General features: G+C 71.5%; 17 protein-coding genes and 2 pseudogenes. 12 read left to right on the top strand and 7 right to left on the bottom strand.

What is annotated here, in order from left to right:
- Positions 1-112: 112 nt before the first annotated feature.
- Positions 113-1123 (bottom strand): Gfo/Idh/MocA family oxidoreductase, encoded by a 1011-nt coding sequence (locus ACFU53_RS21635; RefSeq protein WP_383994679.1) that lies wholly within the window; start codon positions 1121-1123, stop codon positions 113-115.
- Positions 1124-1252: 129 nt separating this feature from the next.
- Here ACFU53_RS21635 and ACFU53_RS21640 point away from each other — a divergent pair, with 129 nt between their 5' ends.
- From ACFU53_RS21640 to ACFU53_RS21660, 5 genes are all read left to right on the top strand, one after another.
- Positions 1253-1990: a GntR family transcriptional regulator gene (locus ACFU53_RS21640; RefSeq protein WP_383994769.1), complete on the top strand. Its 738-nt coding sequence runs from the start codon at positions 1253-1255 to the stop codon at positions 1988-1990.
- Positions 1991-2128: 138 nt separating this feature from the next.
- Positions 2129-3274: an ROK family glucokinase gene (locus ACFU53_RS21645; protein ID WP_046709070.1), complete on the top strand. Its 1146-nt coding sequence runs from the start codon at positions 2129-2131 to the stop codon at positions 3272-3274.
- Positions 3271-3852, top strand: a complete 582-nt coding sequence (locus ACFU53_RS21650; protein ID WP_383994683.1) for a sugar kinase — start codon at positions 3271-3273, stop codon at positions 3850-3852. Before ACFU53_RS21645 ends, ACFU53_RS21650 begins: the two co-directional genes overlap by 4 nt.
- 137 nt (positions 3853-3989) lie before the next feature.
- The gene (locus tag ACFU53_RS21655; RefSeq protein WP_383994686.1) at positions 3990-6827 is read left to right on the top strand and encodes an SNF2-related protein; all 2838 of its coding nucleotides are present in this window, start codon (positions 3990-3992) and stop codon (positions 6825-6827) included.
- Between the two features lie 1433 nt (positions 6828-8260).
- Positions 8261-9751 (top strand): SWIM zinc finger family protein, encoded by a 1491-nt coding sequence (locus ACFU53_RS21660; RefSeq protein WP_383994772.1) that lies wholly within the window; start codon positions 8261-8263, stop codon positions 9749-9751.
- 1200 nt (positions 9752-10951) lie between these two features.
- Here ACFU53_RS21660 and ACFU53_RS21665 read toward each other — a convergent pair.
- The 4 genes from ACFU53_RS21665 to ACFU53_RS21680 form a co-directional block, all read right to left on the bottom strand.
- Positions 10952-12046 carry an MBL fold metallo-hydrolase gene (locus ACFU53_RS21665; RefSeq protein ID WP_383994689.1) on the bottom strand — a complete coding sequence of 365 codons (1095 nt, stop codon included), beginning with the start codon at positions 12044-12046 and terminating at the stop codon, positions 10952-10954.
- A gap of 94 nt (positions 12047-12140) precedes the next feature.
- Positions 12141-13481, bottom strand: coding sequence for an MFS transporter (locus ACFU53_RS21670; protein WP_383994692.1), 1341 nt, complete (start codon positions 13479-13481; stop codon positions 12141-12143).
- Positions 13482-13607: 126 nt separating this feature from the next.
- Positions 13608-14387 carry a class II aldolase/adducin family protein gene (locus ACFU53_RS21675; protein WP_383994695.1) on the bottom strand — a complete coding sequence of 260 codons (780 nt, stop codon included), beginning with the start codon at positions 14385-14387 and terminating at the stop codon, positions 13608-13610.
- 139 nt (positions 14388-14526) lie between these two features.
- A complete protein-coding gene (locus ACFU53_RS21680; protein ID WP_383994698.1) occupies positions 14527-16149 on the bottom strand; it encodes a PucR family transcriptional regulator in 1623 nt (540 codons plus the stop codon).
- 154 nt (positions 16150-16303) lie between these two features.
- Between ACFU53_RS21680 and ACFU53_RS21685 the strand changes: the two genes are divergently transcribed.
- From ACFU53_RS21685 to hpaD, 5 genes are all read left to right on the top strand, one after another.
- Complete coding sequence (locus ACFU53_RS21685) at positions 16304-17341, top strand: ketopantoate reductase family protein (RefSeq protein WP_383994701.1); 1038 nt, start codon at positions 16304-16306, stop codon at positions 17339-17341.
- A 185-nt stretch (positions 17342-17526) separates the two neighbouring features.
- Positions 17527-18786 carry a fumarylacetoacetate hydrolase family protein gene (locus ACFU53_RS21690; RefSeq protein WP_383994705.1) on the top strand — a complete coding sequence of 420 codons (1260 nt, stop codon included), beginning with the start codon at positions 17527-17529 and terminating at the stop codon, positions 18784-18786.
- Complete coding sequence (dapA, locus tag ACFU53_RS21695; RefSeq protein WP_383994708.1) at positions 18783-19709, top strand: 4-hydroxy-tetrahydrodipicolinate synthase; 927 nt, start codon at positions 18783-18785, stop codon at positions 19707-19709. Before ACFU53_RS21690 ends, dapA begins: the two co-directional genes overlap by 4 nt.
- A 2-nt stretch (positions 19710-19711) precedes the next feature.
- Entirely contained in the window at positions 19712-21193 is a 1482-nt protein-coding gene (gene hpaE, locus ACFU53_RS21700; RefSeq protein WP_383994711.1) for a 5-carboxymethyl-2-hydroxymuconate semialdehyde dehydrogenase, read from the top strand.
- Entirely contained in the window at positions 21190-22206 is a 1017-nt protein-coding gene (hpaD, locus tag ACFU53_RS21705; protein WP_383994714.1) for a 3,4-dihydroxyphenylacetate 2,3-dioxygenase, read from the top strand. The genes hpaE and hpaD overlap by 4 nt, the downstream gene beginning before the upstream one ends.
- A gap of 56 nt (positions 22207-22262) precedes the next feature.
- On the opposite strand, the gene ACFU53_RS21710 is transcribed toward hpaD, so the two are convergent.
- Entirely contained in the window at positions 22263-22547 is a 285-nt protein-coding gene (locus tag ACFU53_RS21710; RefSeq protein WP_383994717.1) for a hypothetical protein, read from the bottom strand.
- Positions 22548-22665: 118 nt separating this feature from the next.
- Positions 22666-22866, bottom strand: a complete 201-nt coding sequence (locus ACFU53_RS21715) for a hypothetical protein (protein ID WP_383994720.1) — start codon at positions 22864-22866, stop codon at positions 22666-22668.
- Positions 22867-23132: 266 nt separating this feature from the next.
- Here ACFU53_RS21715 and ACFU53_RS21720 point away from each other — a divergent pair.
- A pseudogene (locus ACFU53_RS21720) lies at positions 23133-23396 on the top strand (hypothetical protein); the annotation flags it as partial.
- A gap of 110 nt (positions 23397-23506) precedes the next feature.
- Positions 23507-23869 (top strand): annotated as a pseudogene (locus ACFU53_RS21725) (SMP-30/gluconolactonase/LRE family protein); the annotation flags it as partial.
- Between the last annotated feature and the right edge of the window lie 75 nt (positions 23870-23944).

Below are 23944 nucleotides of genomic sequence, written 5' to 3' on the forward strand. Positions count from 1 at the left end.
GCCAGCCCCCACCGGACCCGCAGCCGCGACATCAAGCGAACCGTCCGGCCCGGGGCGAAATCCGAGGGCCGGGCCGGGGCGAAATCCGAGGGCCGGGCCGGGAACCAGGGGGCTACTCCCGGCCCCCCGGGATCTCGCCCAGGTTCACCGGCCGGTGCTCCAGCCGGGACAGCTCGCACGCTTCGGCGATCCGGAGCGCCTGGAGGGCCTCGCGACCGTCGCAGGGGTTGGCCCGCTCCCCGCGCACCACCTCGACGAACGCGGCGATCTCGGCCTCGTACGCGGTGGCGAAGCGCTCCAGGAAGCCGGTCCACGGCTTGTCCGCGGGCGGCGGCCCGGTCGCCTCCGTGGACGCGACCGGCGTACGGTCGTCCAGCCCGACCACCACGGTGTCCAGCTCACCGGCCAGCTCCAGCCGGACGTCGTACCCGGCCCCGTTCACGCGTGCCGCCGTGGCCGTGACGAGCGTGCCGTCCTCCAGCGTGAGCACGGCGGCCGCCGTGTCGAGGTCGTGCGCCTCCCGGAACATCGGGTGCCCGGCGTCCGACCCGGTGGCGTACACCGTGGCGACCTCGCGCCCGGTCACCCACCGCACGATGTCGAAGTCGTGGATCAGACAGTCCCGGTAGATCCCGCCGGAGACCGGCAAGTACTCCGCGGGCGGCGGCGTCTGATCGGCCGTCAGCGCCCGTACGGTGTGCAGCCGCCCGAGCCGGCCCGCGCGTACCGCCTCCCGCGCGGTGACATAGCCGGAGTCGAAACGCCGCTGGAAGCCCATCTGCAGCACCGTCCCGGCGGCGTCGACCTCCGTCAGCGCGCTTAACGTGTTCGGCAGGTCCACGGCGATGGGTTTCTCACAGAAGACCGGGAGCCCCGAGCGCGCTGCCCGACCGATCAGTTCGCCGTGGGCCGACGTCGCGGCCGTTATGACCACGGCGTCCACACCCCAGGTGAAGATCTCGTCCACGCCGGGCGCCACCGTCTCGCCGAGGCGATCCGCGAGGTCATGGGCCCGAGCCGTATCGACGTCCGTGATGATCAGAGAGCCGACATCACGGTGGCGGCTGAGCGTGGTCGCGTGAAAAGTCCCGATGCGACCCGCCCCGATGAGTCCGATGCGCATGGGAAACAAAGTGGGGTCGCACCTGCCGCCGTGTCAATGGTTTGTCCGGACAACCGAACTACGCAACTTCCCGTCAACAAGCACCGGGGCTACGCTCGGCCCGTGCCGAAACCAGAAGTGGCTCCGACCGTGTCGCTCCAGCTCAGCGTCGACCGCAGCAGCCCGGTCCCGCTCTACTTCCAGCTGTCCCAGCAGCTGGAGGCCGCGATCGAGCACGGTGAGCTGACCCCGGGCAGTCTGCTGGGCAACGAGATCGAGCTGGCCGCACGCCTCGGCCTGTCCCGCCCGACCGTCCGCCAGGCCATCCAGTCCCTGGTCGACAAGGGCCTGCTCGTACGGCGCCGCGGCGTGGGCACCCAGGTCGTCCACAGCCAGGTCAAACGCCCCCTGGAACTCAGCAGCCTCTACGACGACCTCGAGGCCGCCGGCCAGCGCCCGGCCACCCATGTTCTCCTCAACACCACCGTCACCGCCTCCGCCGAGGTCGCCGCCGCCCTCGCCGTCGCCGAGGGCAGCGAAGTCCACCGGATCGAGCGACTCCGTCTGGCCCACGGCGAACCCATGGCCTACCTCTGCAACTACCTCCCCACCGACCTCCTCGACCTCGACTCCCCCCAACTCGAGGCCACCGGCCTCTACCGCCTCATGCGCGCCGCAGGCATCACCCTCCACAGCGCCCGCCAGACGATCGGTGCGAAGGCAGCCACCCCGGACGAGGCCGACCGCCTGACCGAGCCCGAGGGCGCACCCCTCCTGACGATGCAGCGCACCACCTTCGACGACACGGGCCGAGCGGTCGAATACGGCACCCACATCTACCGGGCGTCGCGTTACTCGTTCGACTTCCAACTCCTGGTGAGGTCGTGAGCGAGGGGTACCCCCTGTGCCTTTGAGGGGCGCGGGGAACTGCGCGACCAGCCCCCACCCACCCGCACCCGAAGAACAACCGATGGCACCCCCGCCCCCACGGCACACCGAGCGGAGCGTTAAGGCAGAATCGGTCCGATGAGCACTTACCGCGACTTCACCCACCGCGGCTCCGCGCGGGCCACCGTCCTGCGGACCGTGGGAACGCGCGAGCGCCGCTCCCACCTGACGGCCCCCCGCGTCCCCACCGTCGGCATCGACATCGGCGGCACGAAGGTGATGGCGGGCGTCGTGGACGCCGACGGCAACATCCTGGAGAAGCTCCGCACGGAGACCCCGGACAAGTCGAAGAGCCCTCAGGTCGTCGAGGACACCATCACGGAACTGGTCCTGGACCTCTCCGACCGGCACGACGTGCACGCCGTCGGCATCGGCGCCGCCGGCTGGGTGGACGCGGAGCGCAACCGCGTGCTGTTCGCCCCCCATCTGTCCTGGCGCAACGAGCCGCTGCGCGACCGCCTCGCCGGCCGGCTCGCCGTCCCGGTCCTGGTCGACAACGACGCCAACGCCGCCGCCTGGGCCGAGTGGCGCTTCGGCGCCGGCCGCGACGAGGACCACCTGGTCATGATCACGCTCGGCACCGGCATCGGCGGCGCGATCCTGGAGGACGGACAGGTCAAGCGCGGCAAGTTCGGCGTCGCGGGCGAGTTCGGCCATATGCAGGTCGTGCCCGGCGGCCACCGCTGCCCGTGCGGCAACCGCGGCTGCTGGGAGCAGTACAGCTCGGGGAACGCCCTGGTCAGAGAGGCCCGCGAACTCGCGGCGGCCGACTCCCCGGTGGCATACGGGATCATCGAGCACGTCAAGGGGAACATCGCCGACATCACCGGGCCGATGATCACGGAACTCGCCCGCGAGGGCGACGCGATGTGCATCGAGCTGCTCCAGGACATCGGCCAGTGGCTCGGCGTCGGCATCGCCAACCTGGCCGCCGCCCTCGACCCGTCCTGCTTCGTCATCGGCGGCGGTGTCTCGGCCGCCGACGACCTGCTGATCGGCCCGGCCCGGGACTCCTTCCGCCGCCACCTCACCGGCCGCGGCTACCGCCCCGAGGCCCGGATCGCGCGCGCCCAGCTCGGACCCGAGGCCGGCATGGTGGGCGCCGCCGACCTCGCCAGACTCGTCGCCCGCCGTTTCCGCCGCGCCAACCGGCGCCGGGTGGAGCGGTACGAGCGGTACGCGCGGTACGTGGAGGCCCGCCGTACCACCCAGGACTCCGCGTGACCGCCTCCGTGCCGCGCCAGGGCGCCTCCCCGGAGGAGCCGGAGCGGCCCGCCGAGAACCGCCGCCACAGGAACCGCCGCAGGGCGATCACCCTGGCGATCATCGTGCTGCTCATCGGCGTACCCGCCGGCTATCTGGTGATCTCCGCCAACCAGAGCCGCGACAGCGGCAAGGACAAGGAGAAGAAGTACTCGGCGACCGGCCTCACCGCCCACTGGCCCTCCCGGGTCCAGCAGCGCCTCTACCAGGTGCCGATCCCGCCGTACTCCAAGCACGTCGCGTACTACGAGACGAACAACTGGAAGACCAGCCGTCTCTATGTGCAGTTCTATACGAGCAACGAGGGCCTGGAGAGCTTCCTCAACCAGATCGGCGTCAGCACGGACAACCTGGAACACGACGAGATCGCCGTCAACGCCCGCGACCGGGGGATCGTCGGCTGGGACTTCACCGGCTCGGGCCCCTGGTACGGCCTCGTCAGCGACCAGAAGAACCCCGCACCCACCCACGATATCGTCGTGAACCGGTCCAACCCGGACCATCCGATGGTGTACGTGGTGTCACGAACAGTGCCCTGAACAGGGAAAACGTCGGTCCGGGCGTGCTCGCACACAGGCGTCGCAACCGATTGTCAGACCCCGCCCGTAGAGTCGGAGACAGCTGATCGGAGCCTGAGACGGCTCATCCGACGGAAGGGCGGGAGGTGACCGGACACATGCGGGACATGGCTGTTCCCGAGGCCGACACGGCCGTCCCCGCGCGGACGGCCGTCCCCGTCCGGCTGGCCGCCGTCTTCCTCCCGGCTCCGCTGCCCCGCCACGGCCGGTTCGCGTTCTGGGACCCGGCGGGCGGCGAGCCGCCGCCGGGAGACACCGAGGACCTCACGGTCGTACGACAGCACGGCTCCGGAGCCCGCCGGGGCACCGTCCCCGCCGTGAGTCTGCCGGTCGGCGAAGCCCTTCCCCTGCTCACCCGCGCCCGGCGCGACCCCGCCGCCCACCCCGCCACGGCCTGCTGGGGTGCGGCCACGCTGCACGCGCTGCGACTGATCGCCCGGGGGCGGCTGCTGCCGGGACTGACCACCGAGGGGTACGACGCGTGGCGGGCGGGACCGCTCGACCCGGACGACATCGCGCACCTCAGGGCCGTCGCCGCGGCACTGCCGTACGAGGGCCACGCGGTTCCGCTGCCCGGCAAGGGTCCGCTGCGGCTGCCCGAGCCGGAGTCACTGATGCGGTCCTTCCTGGACGCGGTCGCCGACACGCTGCCGCGCGGCCCGGCTGCGCCGTACGTCTCCGGGAAACCGTTCGCCGCGCACACCGGACAGCGACTGCCGCACGCCCGCGACTGGGCGGCCGAGGTCGCCGCGGGCATGGACGCGGGCGTGCGCGTCTCCCTGCGCCTCGACCTGGCGGCGCACGACCTCTTCGACGACAGCGAAGGGGCCCCGCGGGCGGGCGCGGCCGTCGTCCAGGTGCACAGCCTCGCCGACCCCACCCTCGTCATCGACGCCGCCGCGCTGTGGGCGGGTGACGCGGACGCGGCGTTCGGGCCCCGCGCGCGCGTGGACGCCGCCCTCGCCGTACGACGCGCCGCCCGCGTCTGGCCGCCCCTGGACCGGCTCTCCGAGCAGGACGTCCCCGATGTCCTCGCCCTCTCCGAGGACGAGCTGTCCGACCTGCTCGGCGTCGCCGCGACCCGGCTCGGCGCGGCCGGCGTCGCCGTGCACTGGCCCCGGGACCTGGCCCACGACCTGAGCGCCCGCGCCGAGGTGAGCCCGGCGCCCGGCTCCGCCACGGACGGCACCGGTTTCTTCGAGAGTGAGGAACTGCTGCGCTTCCGCTGGCAGTTGGCGCTCGGCGGCGACCCGCTCACCGAGGCCGAGATGGACACCCTCGCGGAGGCCCACCGCCCGATCGTCCGCCTCCGCGACCAGTGGGTCCTCGTCGACCCGGCCCTCGTCCGCAAGGCACGCAAACGCGAACTGGGCCTCCTCGACCCGGTGGACGCCCTGTCCGTGGCCCTCGCCGGCACCGCCGAGGTCGACGGCGAGACGGTGGAGGCGGTACCGGTCGGCGCGCTGGCAGCCCTCCGCGACCGCCTGACGGTGGGCATCGGCCCGGTCGACCCGCCCCCGGGCCTCTCGGCCACCCTCCGCGACTACCAACTCCGGGGCCTGGCCTGGCTGGACCTCATGACCTCCCTCGGCCTCGGCGGCTGCCTCGCCGACGACATGGGCCTGGGCAAGACGATCACGGTCATCGCCCTCCACCTGCGCCGGGCCCGCCCCGAACCCACGCTGGTCGTCTGCCCCGCCTCCCTGCTGGGCAACTGGCAGCGCGAGATCGCCCGCTTCGCCCCCGGCGTGCCCGTACGCCGCTTCCACGGCTCCGACCGCACCCTAGACGACCTCCACGGCGGCTTCGTCCTCACCACTTATGGCACCATGCGCTCGGCGGCCCCTCTCCTCGCCCAACAGGAGTGGGGCATGGTCGTCGCCGACGAGGCCCAGCACGTCAAGAACCCCTACTCGGCTACGGCGAAGGCCCTGCGCACGATCCCGACCTCCGCGCGCGTGGCCCTGACCGGTACCCCGGTCGAGAACAACCTCTCCGAGCTCTGGGCCCTGCTCGACTGGACGACCCCGGGGCTCCTCGGCCCGCTGAAGTCCTTCCGCGCCCGCCACGCCCGTGCCGTGGAGAACGGCGAGGACCAAGAGGCCGTGACCCGCCTCGCCCGCCTGGTCCGCCCCTTCCTCCTTCGCCGCAAGAAGTCCGACCCGGGCATCGTCCCGGAACTCCCGCCCAAGACCGAGACCGACCACCCCGTCCCCCTCACCCGCGAACAGGCCGCCCTGTACGAGGCCGTCGTGCGCGAGTCGATGCTCGCCATCGAGACGGCCGAGGGCATCGCCCGCCGGGGCCTCGTCCTGAAACTCCTCGGCGCCCTCAAGCAGATCTGCGACCACCCGGCGCTGTATCTGAAGGAGGAGGCGGGTGTTGCCGCCGGAGACCGGTTCGCCGGCCGCTCCGGCAAACTGGCCCTGCTGGACGAGCTGCTGGACACGCTCCTCTCCGAGGACGGCTCGGCGCTGGTCTTCACCCAGTACGTCGGCATGGCCCGCCTGATCACCGCGCACCTCGCCGCGCGCGCGATCCCGGTCGAGCTGCTCCACGGCGGCACACCGGTCAAGGACCGCGAACTGATGGTGGACCGCTTCCAGAGCGGAGCGACGCCGGTTCTGGTCCTGTCCCTGAAGGCGGCCGGCACCGGGCTGAACCTGACCCGCGCCGGCCACGTCGTCCACTTCGACCGCTGGTGGAACCCCGCCGTCGAGGAACAGGCCACCGACCGTGCCTACCGCATCGGCCAGACCCAGCCCGTCCAGGTCCACCGCCTCATCACCGAGGGCACCATCGAGGACCGCATCGCCGAAATGCTGGAATCCAAGCGGGCCCTCTCCGACGCCATCCTCGGCTCGGGCGAGGCCGCGCTCACGGAGCTGACGGACCGGGAGCTGACCGACCTGGTGTCGTTGCGGAGGTCGGCGTGAGTGGGGGCGAGAGGACGCCGGGAGGTGCGGAGGGAGGCGCCAAGGAGAGCGTGCGGGCTGGGGAAGAGGCCGCTGCTGAGGCTGCGGCGGGGGCACGGCGGCCTGCGGGAGGGGACGCCGAGGAGCAGCCGGGCCCGCGAAGGAAGACCGACGAAGGGGTCTGGCTGTCCGACGAGGTGGACGCGGGAGAGCCGGGGGACGCGGACGGGGGAGGGGCGGACGGGCCGGATTCCGGTGCCGGGCCCCGGCCTGCCGACGTGGTTCGCCGGGCGTTGCGGGCGGCGCGGGAACGGGACAGGTATGGGGCCGAGGCCGGTGATCAACGAGGTTCGGGTTCTGCGCAGGGTGCCGGCGCGGCGAGGCCGAAGGGGGCGTCCGGGGCGCGGACAGCCCCACAGGTCGCCGCTCGGCCGGGTGACGTGGCGCGGGAGGCGTTGCGGAGGGCTGCGGAATCCAGGGTGGCCGGCCTGGAGGAGCCGAGGGAGGAGAGGGGCGCCGCTGAGCCGACGGGAGAGAGGCGCGCGCCCGAGTCTGTGAGAGGGCGGGGTGTGGCCCGAGCGGCGGTGGAGAGTGGCGCGGCCGAGTCCGTGACGCGGAGGCCTCCTGGCGGGCGGGCGACGGAGCGTGCTGCTGCTGAGCAGGGGGACTCCCGGCTCGGGGACGAGCCTGATTCCGGTGCCCGGGCCCATGGGGTGACCGAGCATGGTGCCCGGGCCCATGAGGTGACCGAGCACGGCCTCCGCCCCGATGGGGAGCCCCAGGCCGGCTCCCGGGCCAGTGACGGACGTATGCCCGGTGCGTGGCCCGGTGAGGGGACTGCGCCCGGCGCTCGCCCAGGCGACATCGCCCGGGAAGCCTTGCGGGCCGCACGCGACGCTGCCGAGCGGGCCAGGGCCGAGGCAGAGGGCGCTCCTGCCGGGGTTGCGGGCAAGGGGGCCCGGGCTTCGCGACGAGCCGTCGGCCTGCCGCCGGCCCGGTTGCGGGAGGGCCGGGGCGCCGGAAGCGGTGCCGGGGGAGACCGGGCGCCGGGAAACCAGGCCCCAGGGGGCGTGTCGGAAGATCGGTCCTCGGGGAGTCGGGTCCAGGAGGTACGCGCACTGCTCGCCGACGCTTTCAAGTTGCCCTCCGATGATCCGGAACCCGACGAGATCTCCACCGCGGGCCCGGATACCGAGGGGGACGGTGGCGGTTCGGCAGCGGCGGGCGAGGAGCACGAGCCGCCGCCACCTCGCGAGGTCGGGACCCACGACCGCCCGACCCATGGCCCCGTCGTTCACGGCCACTCCACGCACGACCCGTCCCCGAGCACAGGCGGCCCCTCCGCGCGGCGGGAGGCCTCAGCGGCCGTACCCGACCCGGAGTCCGCCCCCGACCGGCCCAGTGCCCCGCAGCCGGACACCGACCTCCCTGCAGCCCCTCGCGTCCCCCGCACCATGGCTGCCCCCTCCCGGGACGGTGAACTGCGGCGCACCTTCCGCCCGTTGCCGCCGCGCCCCTCGACCGGGGAGGCGTTCGCGGAGAGCTGGTGGGGCAATGCGTGGGTGACGGCTCTGGAGGAAGGCGCGTTGGACGCGGCGAGGTTGGCGCGTGGGCGGGCGTACGCCGACAAGGGGCACGTGGACGCGATCACCGTCACGCCGGGGCTGGTGCTGGCGTATGTGCACGGGAGCAGGCCCCGGCCGTACCGGGTGCAGGTCCGTCTCAGGACGCTGGACGACGGCGAATGGGACCGCTTCCTGGACGCGGCGGCGGAGCAACCAGGCCACATCGCCGCGCTGCTGGACAAGGAACTGCCGCAAACTCTCGCCGGACCCGGACCCGGACCCGGACCCGGACTCGGACCTGAAGCAGGTCGTAGAGCTGGAATCGGACTCGAGGTTGGCTCCGAAGCCGGACCGGGACTCGAGGTTGGCTCCGAAGCCGGACCGGGACTCGAGGTTGGAGCCGAAGCCGGACCGCGACCCGAGGTTGGAGCCGAAGCCGGACCGGGTCGTGAACGCGGGCCCGAAGCAGGTCGTGGTGGGCGCGGAGCTGGAGTTGGCAGGGGCGTGCGCCTGTTGCCCGGCCCCGGCGAGCTCGAACCCCGTTGCAGCTGCCCCGACTTCGGGCACCCCTGCAAGCATGCGGCCGCGCTCTGCTATCAGACGGCACGGCTGCTGGACGAGGACCCGTTCGTGCTGTTGCTTCTGCGGGGCCGGGGCGAGCGGGAGTTGCTCGACGCGTTGTCGCGGCGCAACGCGGCCCGTGCGGCCCGGGCCGCGCAGGAGCAGGAGCCCTCACCGCTTCCGGGTGTCCGGGCCCGCGACGCCCTCGCTCCGCGCACCCTCCCGCCGTTGCCCGAGCCGTCGCCCCCGCCGCCGCATCCGGAACAGCCGCCGGTGTACCCGGGCGCACCCGGCGGCCCGGACCCGTTCGCGTTGGACCAGTTGGCCACCGACGCGGCCGCCCGCGCGCACGCACTGCTCACCACGGGACGCGACCCGGTGGCCGAACTGACGCTGTGGCAGGACGCGGTACGGCTCGCCGCCGCCCGCCCCGGCTCCGGTCTCACCGCCACGACCCGCTCCCTCTACTCCTCCCTGGCCGCGGCCACCGGGCGCACCCCGGCCGATCTGGCACGCGCGGTCGCCGCCTGGCGTCAGGGCGGTTCCGAAGGGCTGGCCGTCCTGGAGGAATCCTGGGACCCGCCGGCCGGCCGCTTCGACCGCGCCCGCCCTCTGCTCCTCGCCGCCGACCTCCCGGCCTTCCGCCCCTGGCGCAACCACCTCACCCACCCCCGAGGCCACGTCCAACTCCGCCTCGGCCGCGACGGCCTCTGGTACGCGTACGAGTCCGAACCGGGCCACGACGACTGGTGGCCGAGAGGCATACCGGACCTCGACCCGGTGGGCGCGCTCACCGGCCTGGGAGCGACCGACGACTAACGACTAACGACCGACGACTGACGACTGACGACGACCGCCGGCTGACGACGACCGTCGACCGTCGACCGACGACGACCGTCGACCGTCGACATCGAGCACACGTCCTCGCCCGGGACGGCCGACCACCACCACCAGCCGCGCCCGGCCGGAACCCAGCCAAGGACGACGACGCGCGACACGCGGGAATGTTTGTTCGACGCCTTCGTCGGTCATCCCGTGAAGGCGGTGTGCCCGGCGTGTGACCTGCGCTCCGGTGAAGACGATGTGAGAGTTGCCCGCTGATGTTCGGGAGCCGTCCGGGCTGATTCGGGGGCCTGGGACTGAGCACTAAGGACGGGACGTTAGCGTGGAGCGGTGAGTGAGACGATGACCCCCGCCCTCCAGTACCGATTCGACGGGCCGGACGAGGCCCCGGTCCTGATCCTCGGGCCCTCGCTCGGTACGACCTGGCACAGGTTGTAGAGACCGTCCGTGGGCGTCCAGGCCAGTCCAAGATGAGCGCGTAATGCCAGGTCAGGGCATTCTGGTCCAGGGGAGTCGACGCAGTCGGTGGTAGGCGTGTGAGAGGGGCGTGCGACGACCACTAGAACTGAAGGCGGCCCGGCGGGGCTTCTGAGTAGGTGGGCTCAGTGTCTGCTGTGGGCACCGTTGCACTCGGGTTCTCCTCTCTCAAGCACCCGAAGAAAGAGCGCGGTGACGGCACGAGTCTTACGGCCAACGCGCAGCATCCGACCCCGGGAACTCTTCGCGACCCGCCAGGTCGTAGCCTTCACTCCTGCAAAGTCAAACGCCTTTGGGGGCGTCTGCGGCCCTGCCGGTATCCTCCGATGTTGCGTGGACCGCGTGCGGCGACTACCACGGCGTTGCCGGAGACGACGGTCGCCAGCCTGTCACGCGTCACCGCCGAGGACTTTGCCCGCTTCATCTCACGGCCACATCGCTCCGCTGGCCTGGAAGCGGGTGGCACCCCTACACGTCGCCCGCTGCCGAACGCTGCCCGCAACCCTGGACCTGTCCTGGATCGTGAGGGCAGTTGTGCCACATTGGCGGTCCACTCGCATCCACCTCGACCGCGGCCCCGCCGAAGGCCGGCGCAAGCGGAGACATCCTTGAGCAGGAGATGACGCAGATCCTCCCCCCATCAGCGACTGACGGTCACTGCTGCGCCCGCAGTCGGTGACCGTCCTTTTGTCGCGGACCTCAGCAGCAGTCTGCCGTGTGGGCGCTCGTGGCCACCATCGTCGTCGCCGTCGCCGTCGTCGCCGTCGTCGTGGCGGCCTCCTGGTCCTGGGCGATGCGGCCGCGCAGCATGGTCTCCACGATCTTCATGAAGCGCTGTGCTGTCGAGGTGCCCACGATGAACGGGTTCTCGCGACCGTTCGGCGCACTGCGCAGCTCCTCCATGCGCTCGAGGCCGTAATCGGCGAAGCCGTGGTTGCTCACCTCGATGTCGACCCCGGCCCGCCTCGCCCGGGAGGCGAAGGTGAGGGCGGAGGCGAGGTAGGTCTCCTTGCTCGCGGTGGCCGCGGGCGGGTTGGTCCCGCCCCACAGCATTGCGGTGTGGGTGCGGCCCCGCCAGCGGGCCGGGAAGATCGGTGAGACGGTGCCGGGGGTGTGGCCCGGCGTGTGGTTGAGCGTCACGGTGGTGCCGCCCAGCGTCAGCTTCTGGCCGTCGGCGATGTCCAGGTCGCGGGTGGGCGCGTTGGCCGGGGACGTGGAGGCGACGAGGTCCCAGTCGGCCGGGGCCATCATGACCCGGGTGCCGTACTGGTCGGCCAGGTACTGGGCGCCGCCGAAGTGGTCGCCGTGGCCGTGGGTGACCACGACGTACTTGATCGTCGAGGGGTCGGCCCCCAGGCTGCGCAGCCCGGAGACGATGTACTGCTCTGCCTCGTCCGGGTTGTTGAGGGCGTCGATGAGGATGATGCCGCGAGGGGTGAGGATCGCCGTGGCGGATACGAAACCGACGCTGAGCACGGCGACGTTGTCGAAGATCCGCAGTGGCGCGGGAGCGGGGGGCCTCGGCGGGGTGTAGCCGGCGGTGAGCGCGCCGACGATGCCCGTGAGGACCGGGTTGTCGCCGGCCAGTTCGGCCGCGCGGTCGAAGTAGTCCTGCGCGGTCGGGTCCGCGGACGCCGAGGTCTCGGCGGAGGCGCGCTCGGGAAGCAGCGACGCCGCGCCGGCGGTGGCCGCTGCGACGGCGCCGAGCTGCCAGAAGCGGCGGCGCGTCAGGGCTCCGTGCGGGCGGACTTCGGACGACGCCGGGCGGGTGAGATCGGTTTGCGGCTCGTTCATGTGAAGGCTCCTCGATGTGTGTGGGGTGGGTGGGGGGTGGGGGGTGACCGGCCGTCCGTCGCAGGCGAGGGCTGCGTCGCCGGTCCGAGGTTCCTCAGGCGGTCACGACCGCCTGCTCGTCCTTCTCGCCGGCTTCGGCGTCACTCAGCGGCACACCCTGGCGCTCTTTCAGGAAGAAGGTGACGGCGAGCCCGATCACCGTCACCGCCGCGAGGTAGACGCCGACGGAGTACACGGTGCCGGTGCTGGACTGCAGCGCTTCGGCGATCATGGGCGCGAAGGCGCCGCCGAGGACGGCTCCGATGGCGTACGACAGGGCCGCACCGCTGTACCGGACGGCCGTGGGGAACAGCTCCGAGAACAGGGCGGCCTGCGGACCGTAGGTGAGCCCCAAGCCGATGCTGTAGAGGATGAGCGCCACCACGACGAGACCGGTGTTCGCCGTGTTGAGCAGTGCGAAGAACGGGAACATCCAGGCGAGTTGGATGACGAAGCCGATGCGGTAGACGCGCAGGCGGCCGAACCGATCGGACAACCGGCCGCCCGCCAGGGTGCTGGCCAGCCAGCCGACCGCGGCGACCATGACGCAGATGAGGATCAGCGTCGGGTCCATGCCCAGATGGTTCACGGAGTAGCTCTGGACGTAGCCGCCGGTGGTCATGTAGCCGACGGCGTTGTTGGCGGCGAAGAGCAGGGCACCGGCCACGACGAGCGGCCAGTGGTTCTTGAACAGCACGGCGATCGGGGCGCGCGACTGGTTGCCGGACTGCTTCAGCTCCCGATAGACGGGGCTTTCCTCGACCTTGCGGCGGATGACGAACCCGGCGGCGACGAGGACGACGCTGAGCAGGAAGGGGATGCGCCAGCCCCAGGCGAGGAACTGGTCGTCCGTGGTGAGGGCGGTGACCGCGGCGAGGGCGCCGTTGGCCAGGAGCAGCCCCAGCGGTGCGCCGAGCTGGGGGTAGGAACCGAACCTCCCGCGCTGCCCCGGCGGTGCGTGCTCCACGGAGATCAGCGCGGCACCGCCCCACTCGCCGCCCGCCGACAGGCCCTGGAGGATCCTCAGGAACACGAGGATGACCGGGGCGCTCATGCCGATGGATGCGGACGACGGCACCAGGCCGATCAGGGTGGTGGAGACGCCCATGAGCAGCAGGGTGGCGATCAGCATCGCGCGGCGGCCGAGCCGGTCACCGAGGTGGCCGGCGAGTGCGGCTCCGACCGGCCGGAAGAAGAAGCTGATGCCGATCGTGGCGAAGGAGATGATCAGCGAGTCCTCGCCCAGCCCGTCGAAGAACTGGCTGCTGAACACCAGTCCGGTGCACAGGGCGTAGATGAAGAAGTCGTACCACTCGATGGTGGTGCCCGCCATGGCGGCGAGCGCGACCGTGCGGTGCTGACTCCGGTTGCCGGATGTCTGAGCGGATGGGGACATGGGGAGTCCGATCGTCGTCGGGTCGTCGTTGGCCCGGGGGAGCGGGAGGGTGTCAGACGGCGTAGTCCGGTAGTCGTCCGGTGGGGGTGTCAGACGGCGTAGTCCGGTAGTCGTCCGGTGGGGGTGTCAGACGGCGTAGTCGGGGGCGATGCGGTCGATCCTGCGGCGCAGTGCGTCGAACAGGGTCCTGCCGGCCTGCGTACGGTCGCCCATCTGGAAGGACTCCTTGGTCGAGCGCACCGCCGCCTCCCGGCTCACCGGGGTCAGCGGCTGCCCGGAGTGCTGGGCGGCGAGCTGGATCTCGCAGGCCCGTTGGAGAGTCCACAGGGCGGCGAAAGCCGCGGGGACGGTCGGTCCCACCGCCAGCAGACCGTGGTTGCGCAGGATCATCAGGTCGCGGTCGCCGAGGTCGGCCACCAGCCGCGGCTTCTCCTCGGGGTCGACGGTGATGCCCTCGAAGTCGTGGTAGGCGACCATCTCGTGCAGTTGGGCGGCGTAGAAGTTGTCGGGGTCGAGGCCGTCGCGCAGACAGGCGACTCCGGTGCCGGCTGTGGTGTGGGTGTGCATGATGCAGTGCGCGTCGGGCCGGTTGGCGTGGATCACCGAGTGGATCAGCAACCCCGCCTCGTTGATGGGCCAGTTCGAGTCCGACAGGACGTTTCCGTCAAGGTCGATCTTCACGAGGTTCGAGGCGGTCACCTCGTCGTACATCAGGCCGAACGGGTTGATCAGCAGGTGTCCCTGCTCGCCGGGCACCCGGACGGTGATGTGGTTGAAGACCATCTCCACCCATCCGAGGTGGTGGAAGACGCGGTAGCAGGCGGCGAGTTCGAGTCGTGCCCGCCACTCCGCATCACTCATGTGCGCCGGTTTCGCCTTGCTCGTCGGGGTGTCCAGAACGGTCACTGCCGTGCTCCTTGATTGCTCCGTGGGCGTCGCCGCTGTCGTGTGACGGTCTCGGTGTGCAGGAGCATGGGCGCGCGACCACTCGTGCGCCAATGTCGGGATCGACAGTGAATCCGGTTGGGTGGTGTCCGATACGACATCAGTTCCTTGTCGGCGGCTCTGACAGGTCGGCCAGGGCCGTCAGCTCCAGTGTCAGCAGAAGGCGCCGTGTCGGATCGGCGAGCGATACGTCGAAGAGTTGCTCGGCCCGGCGCAGCCGCAGCCGCAACGTGTTCTGATGAATGTGCAACTCGCCGCTGGTCGCGGCGACATCGCCGAAATGCCGCAGATAGGTGAGCAACGTGGCGCAGTAGTCGGTGGCGTTTTCGGCGTCGTGTGCCCGCAGGCGTTCCGCGATGCCGGTGCGCAGTTCCGCGTCCTCGCGTACGGCACCTACGAGCCGCCGCAGTACCAGTTCCGGCCGCAGGTCCTCGGCGTGGTACGCGCCGGGGCCGACGCGTCGCTCCCCGAGGTGGTCGAGCGCGGCGTCGATGTCGCGGCGCGCCGCGAGCAGGGCGGAAGCCGTCCCGACCGTGGGGGAGTCGACCGCCGTGAACGAGCGGTGCAGGCTGTGCCGGGCCCGGTCCAGGAGGTGGTCCAGCAGGACACCGGTGGCCACGGAGCCGGAGCCGGCGGTCGGCAGCAGCACGTAGACGCGGTCCCCGAGCAGGGCCGCCGCCGGTTCGTATCCGAGGGAGCGCCCGTCGAGGACGGCCAGGTCCAGCGCCCGAAGCAGAGCGGCGCGGCGTCGGGCCGCGGTGCCTGCTTCCCACGACTCCTCACCTCCGCCCGCGCCTACGGCCTCGGCCAGCCCGACCAGCACGGCGGGAAGGCGGACACCACCGGGCGGGTCGCTCTGCCCCGAACGGCCCTCCAGCGCGTGACGCAGGGCGCGGTCGCGGCTCTCCTGCTCGGCGTCGGCCTGGCGGCGCAGCGCCAGCATGTGCAGCGCCGCGACCCGGGCCGCCTCCTGCAGGGTGGGCCCGCAGTCGGAGGCCGCGGCCTCGTCGGGAAACGCGACCCACAGGGAACCGAGCACGTCCTCACCCGCTCTGATGACCACGGCCGTGCGCGGCAGATCGCCGGGCCGGTGCTGGCGTACGACCGTGTCGCTCACCCACACCTCCCGGTGCAGGTGATCGGCGAGCGCGTCCTCGGGGACCCGCCTGCCCAGGATCCCGCGTCGCCGGGTCTCGTCGATGGGCTGGTCGGGCAGGTTCGAGTAGGCGACCACCACCTGCTGGGTGTCCATGATCGCGACAGCGCCGCCGACGATCCCGGCGACCGCGTTGGCCAGGGAGAACAGGTCGCCGCCCGTCGCTTCGGCGCCCGGTTCGGCGACCGCCGCGCGCGCGGCCAGGATGGTCGTGACCAGACGCTGTACACGCGTCCACGGCACCTGCGGATCGACGGTCAGGACGGGGACGCCGGTCCTGGCGGCCTGCGCCGACACCTCCGGCGGTGGGGGAGTGGGGCACTTGACGGCGAGTGCGCAGGACCGGTCCGCCGCCGTTCGAAGGGCCGCGCCCAACGCGTCACGGTCGGCGATGTCCAGACCGACCCCGAGCAGCAGGTGCCCGGGTGCGGTGGCCCCGAGCGCCTCCGGGCAGTCCAGCAACTCGGCGCCGACGACGCGCCATTCGGCCACACCGCCATCGGACAGCAGGCTGATGACCCCGCCTCGCAGGGCCTCGACGAGCTGCTTGAGGGGCATCGCGGTCATGCCGGCCCTCCATTCAAGGTGATGTCGGAATCTACATCACTCAAGCTCAGCGAGTGGAGGAACCGACATTGTTGCGGGTTCGCGAGACGGCGCATGCTCGCTGCGAACGGCCACACCGACCAACGGACCCACCCGCAAAGGAGGCGCGAGGGCGTTGTCGCATCCGTCTGCATCCCCACCGCTCAGTCGGCCACCTCGGATCACCGTCGTCGGCCCGGGTGCCGTCGGCGCCACGCTCGCCGGGGCGTTCGCCGCCTCGGGCGCCGAGGTCTGTCTGCTCGGACGGCCGGGCCCGCACTTCGACGCGATCGCCGCGCGGGGGCTCCTGCTGCGCCGCCGGGAGACGGGAGACGAGGTCCGTCACCGCTTCCCCACGGCATACGACACCGGTCAACTCCCCGTCCCGGACCTGGCCGTCGTCTGCGTCAAGAGCCGGCACCTGCTTCCTGCTGCCCGCAGTATCCGGACCTGGGTCGAGCACGGCGTGGACGTGCTGGTCGTGGCCAACGGAGTGCCTTGGTGGCTGCTGTCCACCGTCGAGCGCGCCGGGGAAGACCCCGTGCTGCGATCGGTCGACCCCGACGGGGAGTTGCTGCGGCTCCTGCCCGCCGAGCGGGTGATGTCCGGAGTGGCCCACTTCAGCAGCGCTGTCGACGGGCCGGGCCGGGTGACGCACCTCAGCGGTGACAGGCTCATCATCGGCGATCCGACGGGAGGGATCTCCGACCGCGTCCACCGGTGCACCGCAGCCCTCTCCGCAGGCCCCGTCCGCCCGGAACCCAGCGCGGATATCCGCCGGGACATCTGGGAGAAGCTGCTGGGCAACGTCAACCTCAACCCCGTCAGCGCTCTCACCGGTGCCACCGTCCTGGACATCCTCGACGATCCGGACGTACGGCATCTCTGCGCCGCCATGTTCGACGAGACCGCGGCCGTCGGCAGGGCACTGGGCATCGAGAGCGCCATGACGGCCGACGACCGGCTCGACATCGCCCGCAAGCTGGGCGCGTTCCGTACCTCCATGCTCCAGGACGCGGACCGGGGCCGCCCCCTCGAACTCGACGCGATCGTCGGCGCCGTACGCGAACTCGCGCGCCGCACCCATGTGCCGTCCCCCTCCCTCGACGCGGTACACGGACTGCTCGCCCTGCGCGAGCGGGTCCGCGACCACGGCGAGTCGTCCGGCAGCTGAAGGAGCCCCGGTGCCACACCCCTTGGGGAACCCCCCATCGAAGATCATCGCTGTCCACCTCAACTTCCGCAGCCGCGCCGAGGAGCGCGGCCGTACCCCCGCTCATCCCTCCTATTTCCTCAAGCCGCCGTCGTCGCTGGCCGGCACCCAGGAAGCGATCGTCAGGCCGCGGGGGCTGCCAACTCATGGGCTTCGAGGGCGAGATCGCACTCGTCATCGGTACGCGGGCCCGACAGGTGCGGCCGGAGGACGGCTGGCGCCATGTGCGCTGGGTGACCGCCGCCAACGACGCGGGCGTGTACGACCTCCGGTACGCCGACCGCGGCTCCAACCTGCGCTCCAAAGGCGCGGACGGCTTCACCCCGATCGGGCCACGGCTGCTGGACGCCCCCGAACTCGACCCCGCCGGACTGCGGTTGAGGACGTGGGTGAACGGCGAGGTGGTCCAGGACGACACGACCGACACCCTGCTGTTCCCCTTCGGTGAGCTGATCGCGGACCTGTCCAGGTTGGTCACCCTGGAACCCGGCGACGTGATCCTCACCGGCACACCGGCCGGCGCCTCGGTGGCCGAACCGGGCGACGTGGTCGAAGTCGAGGTCGGCGACGGCCGGTTCAGCACCGGAGTACTGCGCAATCCGATCGCCGACGCCGATCACGACCTGGAACCGTGGGGCGCGCAGCCCAGGACCGACCGCGCCGAGGAGGAATCGGCCTACGGGGCCGGATACGTCCCCGAGCCGCTGTTGGAGGACGAAGACCTTGCCGACGGTCTGCGCTCGGTGGCCGTGGCGACGCTGAGCGCACAGATGCGCTCGCGCGGTCTGCCGCACATGTCGATCGACGGTGTGCGACCGGTCAGCGGCACGGCGATGGTGGGCGTCGCCCACACCCTGCGCTATCTGCCGCTGCGCGAGGACCTGTTCAAGCGGTACGGCACCGGCATGAACGCGCAGAAGCGGGCGATCGAGGAGCTGCGCCCCGGACACGTCCTCGTCATGGACGCCCGGCGGGACCCGACCGCCGGCACGCTCGGCGACATCCTCGCGTTGAGAGCGGCCAAGCGGGGCGCGGCCGGTGTCGTCACCGACGGCGCCGTACGCGACGCCGCCGCCATCGCCGGCCTGGGCCTACCCGTCTACGCGGCAGGCAGACACCCCTCCGTCCTCGGCCGCCGGCACGTCCCCTGGGACACCGGGGTGCCCATCGCCTGCGGCGGGGCTCTGGTGCAGCCCGGCGACCTGATCGTCGGCGACACCGACGGCGTGGTCGTCGTACCGCCCGACCTCGCCGAAGAACTGATTGCCGACTGCCGCGAACAGGAACGGCAGGAACGCTTCATCACCGAGCAGGTCGGCGCGGGCGAGAGCGTCGACGGCCTGTATCCGCTGGGTCCGGCCTGGCGGGACGCCTACGAGAACTGGTGCAAGGGAGAGACACAGTGAAGTTCCGCAGCGATCCGTCGGCCATCCGCGGGTCCATCGCCCCCGTCGTCACACCGTTCACCGCGGACGGCGCCCTCGACCACGACAGCCTGCGCGCCCTGATCCGCTTCCAGCTGGAGTCCGGCTCGCACGGCATCTCGCTCGGCGGATCGACCGGCGAACCGAGCGCGCAGAGCGTCACCGAGCGGATCGCCGCGATGCGAACGGCGGTCGAGGAGATCGGCGACCGGGCGCCGTTCCTGCCCGGCACCGGCTCCCACAAGCTCGACGAGACCCTTGAACTCACTGCTGCCGCCCAGGAGTTGGGCGCCGACGCGGCACTGGTCATCACCCCGTACTACGCGCGGCCCACGCAGGAGGCCCTCTACGAGTGGTACGCGAGAGTGGCCCGGGAGTTCCCGGACCTGCCGATCGTCGCCTACAACGTGCCCTCCCGCACGGCGGTGGACATCGCCCCGGAGACGGTCAAGCGCTTGTTCACCGACTTCGACAACTTCGTCGGTGTGAAGGAGACCACGAAGGACTTCGAGCACTTCTCCCGCGTGCTGCACGCCTGCGGACGGTCGCTGCTGGTGTGGTCGGGCATCGAGCTGCTCTGCCTGCCGCTGATGGCACTCGGCGGCGCGGGCTTCGTGTCGGCCGTGGCCAACCTCGCGCCCAGCGCGGTGGCGCGGATGTACGAGCTGTGGGAGGCGGGCGAGTTCGACGCGGCCCGTGACCTGCACTACCGCCTGCATCCGCTGGTCGACCTGCTGTTCGTCGAGACCAACCCGGCCCCCGCCAAGTGGGTCCTCGCCCAGCAGGGCCGCATCGCCTCCGCCCGCGTCCGCCCGCCGCTGACGACGCCCACCGAGACGGGCCTGGCGAAGATCCGCGCGCTGCTCGCCGAGGGCGGCGACCTCACCGCACAGATCGGAGCATGACCATGAGCATCGAGAGCCTGCCTCCCGTCATCCAGCACTGGATCGGCGGCGAGTTGATCGACAGCGCCGACAGGCGGACGTTCCCCGTGGCCGATCCGGTGACCAACACGCCCTACGCCACGGCCGCGGCCGGCGGCCGGGCCGACGTCGAACGGGCGGTGGCAGCCGCCAGGTCCGCCTTCCCCACCTGGTCGTCCCTCGGCAACCGAGAGCGCGCGAACGTCCTGAACCGCATCGCGGACGCCGTCGAGGCCCGCCACGAGCGGCTGGCGTCCTTCGAGTCGTACGACACGGGGCTCCCCATCACCCAGGCGAGGGGCCAGGCCCGCCGGGCGGCGGAGAACTTCCGCTACTTCGCGGACGTCATCGTCGCCCTTGGCGAGGAGGCCTTCCGGCAAGCTGACGAGCAGTTCAGTTACGTCGTGCGCAGGCCGGTCGGGGTGGCCGGCCTGATCACGCCGTGGAACACCCCGTTCATGCTGGAGAGCTGGAAGCTGGCCCCGGCCCTGGCCTCCGGCTGCACGCTGGTCCTCAAGCCCGCCGAGTGGACCCCGCTGTCGGCCTCGCTGTGGCCGGAGGTCTTCGCGGAGGCCGGGGTTCCGGCGGGCGTGGTGAACATCGTGCACGGCATCGGTGAGGAGGCCGGCCAGGCCCTCGTCGACCATCCGGACGTCCCGCTGATCTCCTTCACCGGGTCGACCGACACCGGCCGGCACATCATCCGCTCCTCCGCCCAGCACCTGAAGACCGTCTCGATGGAGCTGGGCGGCAAGTCGCCGGCGATCGTCTTCGCCGACGCCGACCTCGAAGCGGCCCTGGACTCGGTTGTCTTCGGGGTGTTCTCCCTCAACGGCGAGCGCTGCACGGCGGGTTCGCGGGTGCTGGTGGAGCGGTCGGTGTACGAGGAGTTCACCCGCCGACTGGCCGAACGGGCCGCGAACGTCCGTGTCGGACTTCCCTCCGACCCGGCCACCGAGGTGGGCGCGCTGGTCCACCCCCAGCACTACGCGCGCGTCCTGGACTACGTCGAGATCGGCAAGAAGGAGGCCCGACTCGTCGCCGGCGGCACCCGGCCCGCGCACCTCGTCGACGGCAACTACCTCCAGCCGACCGTCTTCGCCGACGTCGACCGCGACGCCCGGATCTTCCAGGAGGAGATCTTCGGCCCCGTGGTGGCCGTCGCGCCCTTCGACGACGAGACCGAGGCGATCGAGCTGGCCAACGCCACCCAGTTCGGCCTGGCCGCCTACATCTGGACCTCGAACCTCAAGCGCGGCCACCGCATCGCGCATGCCGTCGAGTCCGGGATGATCTGGCTCAACTCCCACAACGTCCGCGATCTGCGCACCCCCTTCGGCGGGGTCAAGGCCTCCGGCGTGGGCCGCGAGGGCGGCGCCCACTCCATCGACTTCTACACCGAATCGAAGATCGTCCACGTCGCCCTCGGTGACGTCCACACTCCCCGCTTCGGAGCCACGTCATGACCGCCTCGAACGCCCCCGACGTCATCCGTTCCGCCTACGCCCAGCTCGCCGTCACCGATCTCGGCGCGGCCCGCTGGTTCTGGGTCGACATGCTCGGCTTCTACGTGCAGTACGAGGACAAGGAGTCGCTGTACCTGCGCGGCACGGACGAACTCACCCACCACTCCCTGGTCCTGCGCAAGGGCGACCTTGCGGCCCTCGACCACATCTCCTACCGGGTCCGCACCCCGGAGGACGTCGACAAGGCGGAGAAGTTCTTCACCGACCTCGGGCGCCCGGTCAAGCGGTTGAAGAAGGGCGAGGGCGCGCACGGTGTCGGCGACGCGGTCCGTGTCATCGACCCGCTCGGCTTCCCCGTCGAGTTCTTCCACGAGATCGAGCGCGCCGAGCGCCTCATCCAGCGTTACGACATCCGACACGGCGCCGAGATCGCCCGCCTGGACCACTTCAACATCTGCACCCCCGACATCCCCGCCGCCTACGCCCACTACCAGTCCCTCGGCTTCGGCTGCTCGGAAACGATCGAGGGACAGAGCGAGGACGGCGAGCACGAGCTGTACGCCGCCTGGATGTACCGCAAGCAGACCGTCCACGACGTCGCCTTCACCGGCGGCGCCGGACCTCGGCTCCACCACCTCGGCGTAGCCACCCACGAGTCCCACCAGGTACTGCGCGCCGCCGACATCTTCGGCTCGCTGCACAAAGAGCACCACATCGAACGAGGCCCCGGCCGGCACGGCGTCTCCAACGCCTTCTACCTCTACCTCCGCGACCCCGACGGCCACCGCGTGGAGATCTACACCTCGGACTACTACACCGGTGACCCGGACCACGAGACGTACCGCTGGAACGTGCGCGACGACCGCCGCCGCGACTTCTGGGGCAACGCCGTCATCGAGTCCTGGTACAAGGAGGCCGTCCCCGTCCTCGACCTCGACGGGCACCCGCAACCCGTCACCGACACCCTCCTCGACGAGTCCGCCGTGACCGTGGGAGCCGACGGCCTCGGTTGACCCACCGCGTTGCCGCCTTGGCTGCGGTCCGCCTTCGGATCGCGTTCGAGGCGCGTTCAGCCTGCGGTGATACGGGAGTTGACCCGCCGCATCAGGTCCCCGTCGGGGTGCCACATGGGGTGGTGAGGGGCGGCGTTGGAAGTCAGGACGACGCCCTGGAAGCCGGCGGCGAGGCAGCGGTCGACGACGAACTCCGCGATGTCCTTGCCGACGTCGTCCTCCTCGAAGCGCGTCAGGAGCGGGGTGTAGCCCACGACGCCTTCACCGAGGACGGCGGGAACACCGCGTCGGCGGGCGAACTCGGCCACGGAGTCGACCCACCCGGCCAGCGTGTCCCGCATGGCCTGCCGGTGTGCCGCGTAGTTTCGTAGAGCCACAGGTCCCAGCGGTCGGGGTCGACCCGGTCGTGCGCGTAGAACAGCTCGCGGGGCGCAGCATGGCGGCCAGTTCGGGGGTCGGTCAGGTGACCGTCTCGGGCGCCGCCTCGGTGCCGTGTCCCAGGCCGACCGCCTCGTAGAGCGCGCCGAGGACGCCGTAGACGTAGAAGTGGAAGTGGGCGATCTGCGCCTGCTCGGGCAGGTCGTCGAGTTCGGCGGGCCAGGGCTCACCCAGCGAGTAGGTCACGGGTACTGCGGGGTGGCGTGTCTGCAGCAGCTTCACGACACGTTCGAGGGGGCCGCGCAGCCGGGCGTAGCGGGCGGTGGTGCCGTCCGAGGGTCTGGAGCTGCTGCCGTTGGAGTGCGTTCAAGAGCGTTCTGGTGAGCGGGAGTGAGTGCGGGTGGTCTGTGTCGTGTCGCGTGGTCCGGTCGTGGGGCCGGTCTGGGTAGGGAACTGACGTTCTCGCGTCGAATGCGTGACCTTCATGGGTGGTGCTCGTTTGTCATGCCGACGGGATCTTCAGGCGAGGCCGGGGCGGGGGTGACGGGGTGGGTGAGCTGAGGAGTGTGGCGGCATCGTTCGTCGTGTCCGGTCCGGGTGGTGTGGCCGTCCGGACCCGTCTCAAGCAGCTGACGTCCGGCGATGAGAAGGTGCTGCGTCTGGTGGGTGCGCATCTGGGGTCGCTGGCATCGAGGGATCTCCAGGCCCGCTGCCGGGACGGCTTGTCGCATTCCGGTGAGACGTGGGCGGTGCGTAAGCGGGAGCTGACGCCGTTGTCGTCGTCGCGGTGGGCGGGCAGTAACACCAAAGCCGACGGCGCGCTGGAATGGCTGGACCGCCCCGAGGACCGCACTCCCGTCCCCAGCCGCAAGAACGACGGTGTCGCGGACCCCGCAGGCCGCTTCTGGGCCGGCAGCATGGCATGGCCTACGATGGCACCCCCGGCGCGGGCTCGCTCTACCGAACGGACCCCGACGGCACGGTGGTACGCGTCCTCGACGGCCTGACCATCGTCAACGGGCCGGCCTTCACCGCCGACGGCACGACTCTGTACCTCGCCGACACGGCTGTCGGCACCCTCTTCCGCTGCCGGGTCGACCCCGCCTCCGGCGATCTCGTCGGCGGCCCGGAGATCTTCGCCCGACTGCGCGACGGCGAAGGCAGTCCCGACGGGATGACCGTCGACGAGGAGGGCTGCCTGTGGGTCGCGATGTGGGGCGCCGGCACGGTCCGCCGCTACCATCCCGACGGTCATCCGCTCCACACCCTGACCGTGCCCGCCCCCCACCCCACGTCGGTGTGTCTGCACCCCGGCGACAACCGCCTCTACGTCACCACCGCCCGCTACGGGGTGAAGAAC

Origin of the sequence: Streptomyces sp. NPDC057474, from assembly GCF_042802555.1 — a bacterium.
GTDB lineage: Bacteria > Actinomycetota > Actinomycetes > Streptomycetales > Streptomycetaceae > Streptomyces.

Excerpts from the sequence above, each read along its gene's own strand:
- ACFU53_RS21645 (WP_046709070.1), top strand. The coding sequence starts at position 2,129 with ATGAGCACTTACCGCGACTTCACCCACCGCGGCTCCGCGCGGGCCACC.
- ACFU53_RS21710 (WP_383994717.1), bottom strand. The coding sequence starts at position 22,547 with ATGCGGGACACGCTGGCCGGGTGGGTCGACTCCGTGGCCGAGTTCGCC.
- hpaE (WP_383994711.1), top strand. The coding sequence starts at position 19,712 with ATGAGCATCGAGAGCCTGCCTCCCGTCATCCAGCACTGGATCGGCGGC.
- ACFU53_RS21655 (WP_383994686.1), top strand. The coding sequence starts at position 3,990 with ATGCGGGACATGGCTGTTCCCGAGGCCGACACGGCCGTCCCCGCGCGG.
- ACFU53_RS21635 (WP_383994679.1), bottom strand. The coding sequence starts at position 1,123 with ATGCGCATCGGACTCATCGGGGCGGGTCGCATCGGGACTTTTCACGCG.
- ACFU53_RS21670 (WP_383994692.1), bottom strand. The coding sequence starts at position 13,481 with ATGTCCCCATCCGCTCAGACATCCGGCAACCGGAGTCAGCACCGCACG.
- ACFU53_RS21680 (WP_383994698.1), bottom strand. The coding sequence starts at position 16,149 with ATGACCGCGATGCCCCTCAAGCAGCTCGTCGAGGCCCTGCGAGGCGGG.
- ACFU53_RS21665 (WP_383994689.1), bottom strand. The coding sequence starts at position 12,046 with ATGAACGAGCCGCAAACCGATCTCACCCGCCCGGCGTCGTCCGAAGTC.
- ACFU53_RS21660 (WP_383994772.1), top strand. The coding sequence starts at position 8,261 with ATGGCTGCCCCCTCCCGGGACGGTGAACTGCGGCGCACCTTCCGCCCG.
- hpaD (WP_383994714.1), top strand. The coding sequence starts at position 21,190 with ATGACCGCCTCGAACGCCCCCGACGTCATCCGTTCCGCCTACGCCCAG.
- ACFU53_RS21690 (WP_383994705.1), top strand. The coding sequence starts at position 17,527 with ATGGGCTTCGAGGGCGAGATCGCACTCGTCATCGGTACGCGGGCCCGA.